11 protein-coding genes and 1 rRNA gene are annotated in these 12,004 nt (G+C 69.6%); 5 read left to right on the top strand and 7 right to left on the bottom strand.

The annotated features are described in order from the left end of the window. The first annotated feature begins 15 nt into the window (after positions 1-15). A 5S ribosomal RNA gene (rrf, locus tag BQ2383_RS06410) occupies positions 16-132 on the top strand. 137 nt (positions 133-269) lie between these two features. Here rrf and BQ2383_RS06405 read toward each other — a convergent pair. Then, positions 270-1,052 (bottom strand): IclR family transcriptional regulator, encoded by a 783-nt coding sequence (locus BQ2383_RS06405; RefSeq protein ID WP_432206336.1) that lies wholly within the window; start codon positions 1,050-1,052, stop codon positions 270-272. Between the two features lie 58 nt (positions 1,053-1,110). Here BQ2383_RS06405 and hutH point away from each other — a divergent pair, with 58 nt between their 5' ends. From hutH to hutI, 3 genes are read left to right on the top strand one after another with little or no spacing between them, the layout of a single operon-like run. Next, complete coding sequence (hutH, locus tag BQ2383_RS06400) at positions 1,111-2,652, top strand: histidine ammonia-lyase (RefSeq protein ID WP_091031268.1); 1,542 nt, start codon at positions 1,111-1,113, stop codon at positions 2,650-2,652. Then, on the top strand, positions 2,645-4,309 hold the full coding sequence (gene hutU / locus BQ2383_RS06395) for a urocanate hydratase (RefSeq protein ID WP_091031266.1): 1,665 nt from the start codon (positions 2,645-2,647) through the stop codon (positions 4,307-4,309). The genes hutH and hutU overlap by 8 nt, the downstream gene beginning before the upstream one ends. A gap of 34 nt (positions 4,310-4,343) precedes the next feature. Beyond that, entirely contained in the window at positions 4,344-5,507 is a 1,164-nt protein-coding gene (gene hutI / locus BQ2383_RS06390) for an imidazolonepropionase (RefSeq protein ID WP_091031263.1), read from the top strand. 19 nt (positions 5,508-5,526) lie between these two features. Here the strand turns inward: hutI and BQ2383_RS06385 are convergent, their stop codons facing one another. Both BQ2383_RS06385 and BQ2383_RS06380 read right to left on the bottom strand, forming a co-directional pair. Continuing rightward, positions 5,527-6,459: an arginase family protein gene (locus BQ2383_RS06385; RefSeq protein WP_091031260.1), complete on the bottom strand. Its 933-nt coding sequence runs from the start codon at positions 6,457-6,459 to the stop codon at positions 5,527-5,529. 1 nt (position 6,460) lies between these two features. Beyond that, a complete protein-coding gene (locus BQ2383_RS06380) occupies positions 6,461-7,738 on the bottom strand; it encodes a DUF445 domain-containing protein (RefSeq protein WP_091031258.1) in 1,278 nt (425 codons plus the stop codon). A gap of 35 nt (positions 7,739-7,773) precedes the next feature. On the opposite strand from BQ2383_RS06380, the gene BQ2383_RS06375 reads away from it, so the two are divergent. Further along, positions 7,774-8,046, top strand: coding sequence for a metal-sensitive transcriptional regulator (locus BQ2383_RS06375; RefSeq protein WP_029262067.1), 273 nt, complete (start codon positions 7,774-7,776; stop codon positions 8,044-8,046). A 36-nt stretch (positions 8,047-8,082) separates the two neighbouring features. Here the strand turns inward: BQ2383_RS06375 and BQ2383_RS06370 are convergent, their stop codons facing one another. The 4 genes from BQ2383_RS06370 to BQ2383_RS06355 form a co-directional block, all read right to left on the bottom strand. Beyond that, positions 8,083-9,477, bottom strand: a complete 1,395-nt coding sequence (locus tag BQ2383_RS06370) for an aspartate aminotransferase family protein (RefSeq protein WP_091031255.1) — start codon at positions 9,475-9,477, stop codon at positions 8,083-8,085. After that, positions 9,474-9,941, bottom strand: a complete 468-nt coding sequence (locus BQ2383_RS06365) for an Lrp/AsnC family transcriptional regulator (RefSeq protein WP_029262065.1) — start codon at positions 9,939-9,941, stop codon at positions 9,474-9,476. Before BQ2383_RS06365 ends, BQ2383_RS06370 begins: the two co-directional genes overlap by 4 nt. Before the next feature lie 86 nt (positions 9,942-10,027). Then, entirely contained in the window at positions 10,028-11,188 is a 1,161-nt protein-coding gene (locus BQ2383_RS06360; protein WP_091031251.1) for an acyl-CoA dehydrogenase family protein, read from the bottom strand. Next, positions 11,185-11,943, bottom strand: a complete 759-nt coding sequence (locus BQ2383_RS06355; protein ID WP_091031249.1) for an alpha/beta fold hydrolase — start codon at positions 11,941-11,943, stop codon at positions 11,185-11,187. The genes BQ2383_RS06360 and BQ2383_RS06355 overlap by 4 nt, the downstream gene beginning before the upstream one ends. Positions 11,944-12,004 lie beyond the last annotated feature (61 nt).

The raw sequence follows: 12,004 nt of genomic DNA, 5'->3' as shown, positions 1-12,004 counted from the left end.
AAACATCAATAGTGTTTCGGCGGCCATAGCGTGAGGGAAACGCCCGGTTACATTCCGAACCCGGAAGCTAAGCCTCACAGCGCCGATGGTACTGCAGGGGGGACCCTGTGGGAGAGTAGGACACCGCTGGACTCCTTTTAGACAAAATGGCCACCCATCGTTGGGTGGCCATTTTGCGTTTACACCGAAGCTTTTGCGCGATGAGAACAGGAGAGCCATCCCACACGGGGTGGCTCTTCTGCGTTAACGCGCACTGCGACGTCGTTGTCTCACCGCTTCAGACGAGCCTCGAGCATGGCTGCGCACTCCTGTACAGCTGCTGCCAGAAGGGCCTCGTCCAGATCCGCTCGCCCCCAGGTCACAGCCACGGCGGCGACCGGCCACCCGGCGGCGTCGAGAACTGCGGCGCCCACGCTGCGCAGTCCGTCCGCGATCTCGCTGTTCTCCGTCGCGTACCCTCGTGAGCGCACCTCGCGGAGCAGCTCCCGCAGCTCCCGTGGCGTGCGCGGTCCGAGTCCCGTGCGGTCGGGGAACGCCGACAGATCCGGGTACAGGGCACGCACCTGCTCGCGGGGGAGAGCAGCGAGCATCGCCCGCCCCGAAGCGGTGAGGTGCGCGGGGAGCCGTACTCCGACGTCGGTCACGAGCGCGGGCCGTCGTGGCGCGCGCTCCTCGACGATGTAGAGCACGTCGCCGCCGCTCATCACTGCAAGATGCGCGGTCTCTCCCAACCGGTCGGAGAGGGCGGCCACCAGAGGCCTGCCCCTCCGAGCGAGTGGCTGTTGGCGGGTGTAACCGCCGGCCAGTTCGAATGCCGACGCGCCGAGCCCCCACCGCCGCTCCTCGCGGAGATGCAGAACGAACCCATGAGTGGCCAGTGTGGAGAGGAGGTGGTAGATCGTCGACCGTGGCAGATCGAGCTCACGTGCGATCGCCGACGCCGCCACCGGAGCGGGCCGACCGGCGAGATAACTCAGGATGCGGAGCGTGTTGTCGGCCGCAGGGACCTGCGTGCCGGCGACCGGCGATGCATCAGGCTTGTCTGGGATCACAGACAAAGCATCGCACGAACGGGTGCCGTTCACGAGGCGGCGGGTGTGGAATCGAGTCATGACTGTTCCTGTTCCCATGGTCGTCGGTGCGGCCCCACTTTCGCCCGCCGCTGTCGTCGCCGTCGCCCGCCACGATGTCCCCGTGCAGATCGACGCAGATGCTCTCGGCCGCGTCGCAGAGACCCGTCGCGTGATCGACGGCCTCGCCGCAGACCCGCATCCGCACTACGGCGTCTCGACCGGGTTCGGTGCCCTCGCGACCACCTTCATCGCCCCCGACCGGCGCCTGCAGCTGCAGGCCAGCCTGATCCGTTCTCACGCCGCAGGCACCGGTGCCGAGGTCGAGCGCGAGGTCGTCCGGGGACTGCAACTCCTGCGCCTGCAGACCCTGAGCTCGGGGCGGACGGGTGTGCGTCCCGTCGTCGTCGAGACGTATGCGGCCATGTTGAACTCCGGGATCACCCCCGTCGTGCGTGAGTACGGGTCGCTCGGGTGCTCCGGCGACCTCGCGCCCCTTGCACACATCGCCCTCGCCGCGATGGGCGAAGGTGAGGTGCGCGACGCATCGGGAGCTCTCGTCCCCGCATCCGAAGCCCTCGCGACGGCGGGGATCGCACCGCTCGTGCTTGTCGAGAAGGAGGGTCTCGCCCTCATCAACGGCACCGACGGCATGCTCGGCATGCTGGTGCTCGCCCTGCACGATCTCGAGATGCTCCTGCTCACCGCCGACGTGGCTGCGGCGATGTCGGTGGAGTCCCAGCTCGGTACCGACGCGGTCTTCGCCGCTGACCTGATGGCGCTGCGCCCGCAGACGGGGCAGACCGCATCCGCCGGTAACCTTCGGGCGCTGCTGGCGGACTCCCCGATGGTCGCCAGCCACAAGGGGCCCGAGGACGGGCGAGTGCAGGACGCCTATTCGCTGCGTTGCTCGCCCCAGGTGCACGGTGCTGCCCGCGACACGCTCGCGCACGCAACGATGATCGCCGGCCGCGAGCTTGCCAGCGTCATCGACAACCCGGTCATCACCGTGGACGGACGCATCGAGTCCAACGGCAACTTCCACGGGGCTCCGGTCGCGGCGGTCCTCGACTTCCTCGCCATCTCGGTCGCCGATGTCGCCTCGGTGTCGGAGCGCCGGACCGACCGAGCGCTGGACCCGGCCCGTAGCCACGGCCTCCCGCCCTTCCTCGCCGACGAGGTGGGCGTCGACTCCGGCCTCATGATCGCGCAGTACGCAGCGGCGGGAATCGTGTCCGAACTCAAGCGCCTCGCGGTGCCGGCATCCGTCGATTCGATCCCGTCCTCCGCGATGCAGGAGGACCACGTCTCGATGGGGTGGGCAGCCGCCCGCAAACTGCGCCGGGCGATCGACGGCCTCGGACGCGTGCTCGCGATCGAGATCCTCACCGGCGCTCGTGCCCTCGACCTGCGGTCTCCGCTGCAGGCGGGACCCGCGACCGGCGCCGTGCGCGACCTGGTTCGCACGGTCGCCGCCGGGCCCGGTCCCGACCGCTTCCTCTCTCCGGAGATGGAAGCCGTCACCGCCCTCGTCCAGTCGGGCGACGTCGCCCGCATCGCAAAGGAGCACATCGATGGCTGACAACACGACCGCGGGGCCCCGCGTCGTCCGCGCGGCCCGGGGCAACACACGCACCGCGAAGAGCTGGGGCGCCGAAGCCGCCAAGCGGATGCTGATGAACAACCTCGACCCCGAAGTAGCCGAGCATCCGGAGGACCTCGTCGTGTACGGCGGCACGGGCAAGGCCGCCCGCAGCTGGGCGGCGTATGACGCGATCGTGCGCACCCTCGACGAACTCGAACCGGACGAGACCCTGCTCGTGCAGTCGGGCAAGCCGGTCGGCGTGTTCCGCACCCACGAGTGGGCGCCGCGCGTGCTCATCGCCAACTCGAACCTCGTGGGGGACTGGGCGAACTGGCCGGAGTTCCGCCGCCTCGAAGAGCTCGGTCTCATCATGTACGGGCAGATGACCGCGGGCTCCTGGATCTACATCGGCACCCAGGGCATCCTGCAGGGGACCTACGAGACGTTCGCCGCGGTGGCACGCTCCCTCGGCCGGGATTCCCTGCGCGGCACCCTCACCCTCACCGGCGGTGCCGGCGGCATGGGCGGCGCCCAGCCCCTCGCCGTCACCATGAACGACGGCGCGGTGCTGATCGTCGACGTCGACGAGTCGCGTCTCTCTCGGCGGGTGGCGCACGGCTACCTCGACGAGTACACGACCGATCTCGACGCGGCAGTCGCACGGGTCCTCGCAGCCAAGGCTGCCGGAGAGGCCCTTTCCGTCGGCGTCGTGGGTAATGCGGCCGAGGTCTTCCCCGAGCTGCGGCGTCGTGGCGTGCCGATCGACATCGTGACGGATCAGACCAGCGCGCACGATCCGCTCGCGTACCTGCCGATCGGGATCGGGGTCGAGGAGTGGAAGGCCGAAGCCGAACGCGACGCCGAGGAGTTCACTCGCCGGTCCCGCGAATCCATGGCGGCGCACGTCGAGGCGATGGTCGCGTTCCAGGACGCCGGAGCTGCCGTGTTCGACTACGGCAACTCGATCCGCGCCGAGGCGCAGCTGGGCGGCTACGACCGGGCCTTCGCCTTTCCCGGATTCGTGCCGGCTTACATCCGTCCGCAGTTCGAAGAGGGGCGCGGTCCGTTCCGCTGGGCGGCTCTCTCCGGAGATCCGGAGGACATCTACAAGACCGACCGGGCGATCGCCGAGCTCTTCCCCGAGGACGCGGCGCTGCACCGCTGGCTGGAGAAGGCCGCCGAGAAGGTGCACTTCGAAGGCCTTCCTGCGCGCATCTGCTGGCTCGGCTATAAAGAGCGACACCTCGCCGGACTGAAGTTCAACGAGATGGTCGCGTCGGGCGAACTGTCGGCGCCGATCGTGATCGGCCGGGACCACCTCGACTCGGGCTCGGTCGCCTCGCCGTACCGCGAGACCGAGGCCATGAAGGACGGCTCCGATGCGATCGCCGACTGGCCCCTGCTGAACGCCCTGCTGAACACGGCATCCGGCGCCTCCTGGGTGTCGCTCCACCACGGTGGCGGCGTCGGCATCGGCCGCTCGATCCACGCGGGTCAGGTCACCGTCGCCGACGGCTCGGCCCTTGCCGCGGAGAAGCTCGAACGGGTGCTCACCAACGACCCGGGCACCGGTGTGATGCGCCACGTGGATGCCGGGTACGAGCACGCGCGCGAGATCGCGCGCGAGCGCGGCCTCAACATCCCGATGCTCTGACACACTCGAAGGATCTCGAACGGGAGGAACGGCGATGCGCACGCTGCTCACCAACATCGCGGAACTCACCACCAACGTCGCCATCGGAGGCGACCCGTGCGGAACGCTGAGCGATGCGGCGGTCGTGATCGAGGGCGACCGGATCGCCTGGGTCGGCGCGGCCGCGGACGCGCCGGAGTCCGACGAGACGGTGGATGCCGGCGGCCGGGCCGTGATCCCCGGGTTCGTCGACAGCCACAGCCACCTCGTGTTCGCCGGCGACCGCGCGGCGGAGTTCGAGGCGCGCATGGCGGGGCAGAAGTACGCCGCCGGCGGCATCCGCTCCACCGTTGCCGCCACTCGAGCCGCGAGCGACGAGGAGCTGCGCGCGCGACTCCGCGGCTTCCTCGCCGAGATGCTCGCGCAGGGGACGACTACCGTCGAGGTCAAGAGCGGCTATGGGCTCAGCGTCGCCGACGAGGAACGCCTCGTGCGGCTCGCCGCAGAGATCACGCCGGAGGTGACCTTCCTCGGAGCGCACGTCGTTCCGGTGGAGTACGCCGACCGCCCCGACGAATACGTCGACCTGGTCACGGGCCCCATGCTCGACGCCTGCGCACCGTACGCGAAATGGATCGACGTGTTCTGCGAGACCGGTGCGTTCACGGTGACGCAATCACGGCGAGTGCTCGAGGCGGGGATCGCGCGCGGACTCGCTCCTCGCGTCCACGCGAGCCAGCTCGGACCGGGGGAGGGCGTGCGCCTCGCGGTCGAGCTGGGAGCGGCGTCCATCGACCACGGCACCTACCTGACGGATGCCGACATCGACGCGCTCGCCCAGAGCTCCACCGTGCTCACCCTGCTGCCGGGGGTCGAGTTCTCGACCAGGCAGCCCTACCCCGACGCCCGCCGCCTGATCGATGCGGGCGTGACCGTGGCCCTCGCGTGCGACACGAATCCGGGATCGAGCTTCACCTCGTCGATGCCGTTCTGCATCGCGATAGCCGTGCGCGACATGGGCATGACTCCCGCCGAAGCCGTCTGGGCGGCGACGGCCGGGGGCGCCCGAGCACTCCGACGCGACGACGTGGGGGTCATCGCACCGGGCACTCGCGCCGACCTCGTGCTGCTCGATGCCCCGACCCGGGTGCACCTCGCGTACCGTCCGGGCGTGCCCCTGGTGCGTCAGGTGTGGAAGGACGGCATCGCCGTCGTGTGACTCGTTGCCGTCGTGCGACTCAGCGGCGGGAGGCGAGGCCCGCGAGCAGCTCGAGCACGCAGAGCGCCGCGAGCCGGACGGTGCGGGCATCGTCGGCATCGGCCGTGGCGTCGACCTCGGCGATGTCGGCGCTCACGACGCGGCGATCCGAGGCCACCGCGCGGGTGAGCGCGCGCAGCTCCCACGCCTGGAGTCCGCCCGGCACGCTCGCCGGGCAACCCGGTGCGACCGAGCGGTCGCAGACATCCACGTCGATGTCGAGGTGGACACGAGACCCCTCGCCGGCGCCCGCGATCTCGACGGCCTCGGCGACCACGTCATCGATGCCGCGGCGACGCAGCTCATCGAGGGTGATCACCCGGATGCCCCACTCGGCGGCACGCTGGGCGTAGGCGGCGGAGTTCGCGAAGTCGGCGATGCCGATCTGCACGATCCTGGACGGCTCGATGCGCGCGGTGTCGAGCGAAGACGCGGCAGGTGTGTCTTCGACGAGGCGGCGCACCGGCGTGCCGTTGGAGATCCCGTCGCGAAGGTCGAAGTGCGCGTCGAAGGTGATCAGCCCGGTCGCCTCGGCGCCGAGGGCCACCGGATACGTGAGCGAGTTGTCGCCGCCGAGCGCGATCACGAGGTCCGTGGCGTCGGCGAGGTCGCGCACGCGGGAGATCACCCTCGCCTCGCCGGCGGACCCGTCGGGATCGGTCACGTCTCCGGCGTCGGCGATGCGCAGCACGTCGTCGAGTTCGACGGCGGGCGGACCCATCAGGGCAGTGCCATAGCGGGGGAGCGCCTCGCGGATCGCGGTCGGTGTCGCGTGCGCACCGGTCGGCGACAGCGATGTACGCCAGGTCGGGACGCCGAGCAGTGCCGCATCGGCTGTGCCGCTGAAGGCGGGCCAGGATCCGGCGCGCGGCCAGAGCGGGTCGTGACTCAGCTGTCGGGATGCGGGTGCCATGTCAGACTCCGGGGATCAGGGCGTGGGCGATGGTGAAGATGGCGAGGCCGGCGAGGGCGCCGACGAACGTGCCGTTGAGGCGGATGTACTGCAGGTCGCGGCCGACCATGAGTTCGATCTTCTCGGTGGTCTCGGCCGGGTCCCAGCGCTCGACGGTGTCGGTGATGATCGAGGCGATGTCGTGGCGGTAGCGGTCGACGAGGAAGACGGCGGCATCGGACACCCAGGTGTCGACGCGGGTCTGCAGCGCGGCATCCGTCGTCAGGCGTTCTCCGACTTCTTGCAGCGCCTGCACCGCGCGTCGGCGCAGACCGCTCTCGGGGTCGGCGAGGGCCGCGAGCAGCCCGTTCTTCGCGGTGTTCCAAGCCTCGGCGGCCAGGGCACCGACCCGAGGGCTGTCGAACAGCGACGCCTTCGCGTTCTCGAGCTTGGCGCGGGTGGCCGGGTCGTTCTGCAGGTTGTCGGCGAGACGGCCGAGGTAGCCGTCGATGGCGATGCGGGCCGGGTGCCGCGGGTCGGCCTGCACGGCGTGGACGAACTTGATCGCCTCGTTGTAGACGGTGTCGTCGACGAAGCGATGGGCGAGCTTCGGCACCCAGCCGGGAAGGCGGCGCGAGACGAGTCCGGCGAACGACTCGGCGTTGGCCTCGAGCCAGCGTCCGATGCTGTCGACCGCGAGGTCGACGGCGCCGTGATGTGCATCGGCCTCGACGATCTTCTCGAGCCAGGCGCCCGCGGGCGGGCCCCACTCCGGAGCGACGAGGTGCTCGCGCGCGAGGTCGGTGATGAGGTCGCGCACGTCGTCGTCGCTCAGTGCGTTGAGCACCGCCGTCGCGATGGTCGCCCCCTCGGCGCCGACGCGCTCGGCGTGCGGAGCCTCGCGCAGCCACTCACCGGCACGGAGGGCGATCCGTGTGCTCGACAGCTTGGTGCGCACGACATCGCCGGCGAGGAAGTTCGTCTCGACGAACTCGCCGAGGCTCCGGCCGATCTCGTCTTTGCGGCTCGGGATGATCGCGGTGTGCGGGATCGGCAGTCCCAGCGGGCGGCGGAACAGCGCGGTCACGGCGAACCAGTCCGCGAGCGCGCCCACCATGCCGCCTTCCGCCGCGGCCCGGACATAGGCGAGCCAGTCGAATCGCTGCTGGAAGGCGAAGGCGAATACGAAGACCACGGCCATGAACACCAGAGCTCCGAGGGCGACGGCCTTCATTCGGCGGAGCGCGCGCAGGCGTTCCTGGTCAGCAGGCGAGAGCTGCGTCATCGGTGTTCGCGGCATGACGTCATCCTTTCACGGGGCGGTAGCCTCGAGACGTGATCGAAGACATCAAGAAGCGCGCCCTGCATCGCACCAGCATCCTCGAGGGGCAGATGCGCGGCGTCGCGCGGATGATCGAGAACGAGGAGTACTGCATGGACATCATCACGCAGTCGCGTGCGATCCAGCGTTCCCTCGAGTCTCTGAACCGGCTGCTGCTCGAGAATCACCTCCGCACGCACGTCACCCACATGTTCGATGCGGGCGGAGACGAACGCGACAAGGCCGTTGTCGAACTGCTCAAAGCCTTCGACTTCGACTCCAAGTAGACGGTCTCCCGCCACTCCTACGGCGGGCTCGACCCGCTAGAGCACCGACTGCGCGCGCGTCAGCACGTCACGGAGGATCTGCTCGATCTCGCGGAACTCAGCCGGCCCCACGGTGAGCGGTGGCGCGAGCTGGATGACGGGGTCGCCGCGGTCATCGGCGCGGCAGTACAGGCCCGCCTCGAACAGGGCGGGGGAGAGGAATCCGCGCAGCAGCCGCTCGGACTCGGCGCCGTCGAAGGTCTCCTTGGTGGCCTTGTCCTTCACGAGCTCGATGCCGAAGAAGTACCCGTCTCCGCGCACATCACCGACCATGGGCAGATCGAGCAGCTTCTCGAGCTCGGCGCGGAACAGCGGAGAGTTCTCGCGGACATTCGCGTTGAGTCCCTCTTCGTCGAAGATGTCGAGGTTCTCCAGGGCGACGGCCGCAGAGACCGGGTGACCGCCGAACGTGTAGCCGTGCGGGAACGAGACGTCTCCCTTCGAGAACGGCTCGTAGATGCGGTCGCTGATGATCGTCGCGCCGATGGGGGAGTATCCGCTGGTCATGCCCTTGGCGCACGTGATCATGTCGGGCTCGTAGCCCAGGCCCGTGCAGGCGAACGTGTGGCCGAGGCGTCCGAAGGCGCAGATGACCTCGTCGGAGACGAGGAGCACGTCATGGCGGTCGCAGATCTCGCGGACGCGCGCGAAGTACCCGGGAGGCGGCGGGAAGCAGCCGCCGGAGTTCTGCACCGGCTCGAGGAACACCGCGGCGACCGTGTCGGCGCCTTCGAACAGGATCATCTCCTCGATGCGGTCGGCCGCCCAGCGCCCGAAGGCCTCGAGGTCGTCGGCGGGCGCGCCCATCTCGGCCGCACGATAGAAGTTGGTGTTCGGCACGCGGAAGCCGCCCGGGGTGATCGGTTCGAACATCGACTTCATGGCCGGGATGCCGGTGATCGCCAACGCTCCCTGCGGGGTGCCGTGATACGCGACAGCTCGGGAGATCACCTTGTGCTTGGCGGGCTTCCCCTGCAGCTTCCAGTAGTGCTTGGCGAGCTTGAACGCGGTCTCGACGGCCTCGCCGCCGCCGGTGGAGAAGAAAACCCGGTTCAGGTCGCCCGGGGCCTCGTCCGCGAGGCGGTCGGCGAGTTCGATCGCCGCCGGGTGCGCGTAGGACCAGAGTGGGAAGAACGCCAGCTCGGATGCCTGCGCCGCGGCCGCCTCGGCCAGTCGTCGCCGACCGTGACCGGCGTTCACCACGAACAGGCCGGCGAGGCCGTCGAAGTACTCCTTGCCCTTCGCGTCCCAGATCCGATGGCCGTCGCCTTTGACGATGATCGGGACACCGGACTCGGCCATCGTGGACTGCCGGGCGAAGTGCATCCAGAGATGGTCCTTCGCCATCGTCTGCAGCGCGGACTCCGACGGGATGGTGCGTGCGGTGTTCATCTGGTCCCCCAGTTGTAGAGCTGCTTCTGCAGCTTCGCGTAGATGAAGGTCTCGGTGGAGAGGACGCCGTCGATCGGGCGGATGACGTCGTTGATCAGCGACAGCAGGTCGTCGTCGTCCTCGCAGACCACCTCGGCGAGGACGTCGAAGGATCCGACCGTGATGACGACGTAGTCGACGGCATCGATCGCCGCCACCGCCTCGGCGACGTGGCGCGTGTCTCCCGACACGCGGATACCGATCATCGCCTGCCGGGGAAAGCCCAGCTGCATCGGATCGGTCACCGCGACGATCTGCATCACGCCGGACTCCGTCAGACGCTGCACGCGCTGCCGCACGGCGGCCTCGCTCAGGCCGACCACGCGACCGATGTCGGAATACGAGCGGCGGCCGTCTTCCTGGAGCAGCTCGATGATCGTCTTGGAGATCGCGTCGAGCGTGGGATTCTTCTTCACCGGACCCATGGTGCGATCTTCGCACTCGGTGACGTCTCAGGCAACCGATTCCGCGGCCACGACGCACTTCGCCGACGGAACCGGCGGGAATGCGCTCAGGACCCGATCGGACCCAGCAGTGCGCTCGCCGCGGTGGAGTGCGCCGATTCGGGGTCGGAGGGATGGAAGGCACCGGCCAGCACGTCGCGGTACAGGCGGGACAGCTCGTTCGCCGAGAAGTAGGAGCCGCCGCCCGCCACGAGCATCGCCTCATCGACGACGTGCTTGGCCATCGTGATCGCGCGGTGCTTGACGCCCGAGAGCAGCGGGAACCAGCGCGCTCCGTTGTCGACACGGTCGTCCACGTCCCGGGCGAGGGCCGCGATCTGCGGAGGCAGTGCGTCGTAGGCGAGCGCCATGTCGGCGATGCGCCAGCGGATGTCGGGGTCCTGGCTGTAGGCCAGCCCGGTCTTCTTCGAGTGCCGCTTCTGCGCGGTGGCGACCGCCAACTCGAGCGCGCGCCGGGCGATGCCGGTGTAGACCGAGGCCAGGAGGATCTCGAACACCGAGAAGATACCGAAGACGATCGGGTCGGGACTGGGGCCGGGGTCGATACGACGCACGACGTGCGCCGCATCCGCCACTGCGCCGTTCAGCCGCGTGGTGCGGCTCTGCGTGCCCCGCATGCCCAGGGTGTCCCAGTCGTCGGAGGTGGTGACGGCATCCGTCCGCTCGACGAAGGCGAACACCAGCTTCGGCGCGTCCGGGCTCGTGGTGTCGAGGCCGTGCAGGCCGAGCCGCGTCCACACCGGGGCGAGCGAGGTGAAGATCTTGGTACCGGTGAAGGAGTAGCCGCCGGTCCCGTCGGGCACGGCGGCGGTGTCGCTGCCGAACAGCACCAGGTCGTTGCCGCCCTCGCTGATGCCGAAGGCGAAGACCTCGCCGGCGACCGCGCCGTCTTGCACGAACTCGAGGCCCGGAACGCCGCGGTCGGAGAACACCTTCGCCACCCCGGTCCACACCAGGTGCATGTTGATGGCCAGCGCTGTCGCCGGAGCGGCGCCCGCCAGTCGCTGCTGGAGGAGCGCGGCCTCGGCGAGTCCGAGCCCGGCGCCGCCGCGTTCGGTGGGGACCAGGATCGACAGGTAGCCGGCGGCGCGCAGCTCATCGAGGTCCTGCCGGGGGAAGGTGTTCTCGCGGTCGTGGATCGGCGCACGCTCCCTGATCCGTTCGAGAAGGTCGTCGGGCAGGAAGGCCGTGGGATCGAACGTGCTCATACGAGTGCCTCCAGAAGCTGACGGACGGATTCGTCCGGGCGATCGCGGTGCAGCGAATGTCCTGCACCCTCGACGACGGACAGGGTGATCAGGGGGTTCGCGGCGAGGACTTCCGCGGCGAGGTCGCCGGTGAAGATGCTGTAGACGGCGGGGTCGGCGCCGATCACGTGCGTGGGCACGGTGAGACGCGCGGCGTCGGCACGCACATCCCACGGCTGATTCTGGACGCTGGTCTGCTCCACCGCCCATGCGCTGGCACGGAGGACAGCATCGACTTTGAGCTCCTGATCCTGCGGATGCCAGTGCGGATGCTCCTGCTGCACGACCTCGAGCCGGGTGTCGGCGAAGGCGCGCTCCTGGCTTCGGCGGACGATGGCCGCGTCGCGTCCGTCGACCTGGATCGCGGGGTCGATGAGCACGAGCCGTCGGGTCCAGTCGGGGGAGGAAGCGGCCGCGACCGTGCTCGCCGCGCCGCCGAGGGAATGGCCGATGACTGCGTCCCAGGGCCCGCCGTGCTCTGGGTGGGTGGCGGCGAGATCGGCGCCGTACGCGGCGACGGAATAGTCGAGGGAGCGCGGGGCGTCGCCGTGGCCGCGGAGGTCAACGGCCGTCGCATGCCAACCTGCCTCTGCGAGCGCGTCACCCAGGCGCCACATGAGTGCGCCCGATGAGCCGAGACCGTGGACCAGCAGGGCCCGCCGAGGGGCCGACGGAGCGCCCCACGAGAGGCGGGGCAGCGTGAGCGGTGCAGGCATGGCACCAGCCTACGACCGGGGGAGACGTCCGTCCCCGGAAGCGCCCGAGCAGCTCCGACCC

It is taken from the genome of Microbacterium oxydans, from assembly GCF_900095745.1.
Classification (GTDB): domain Bacteria; phylum Actinomycetota; class Actinomycetes; order Actinomycetales; family Microbacteriaceae; genus Microbacterium; species Microbacterium oxydans_B.
This window is presented reverse-complemented; position numbering and strand designations above follow the sequence as displayed.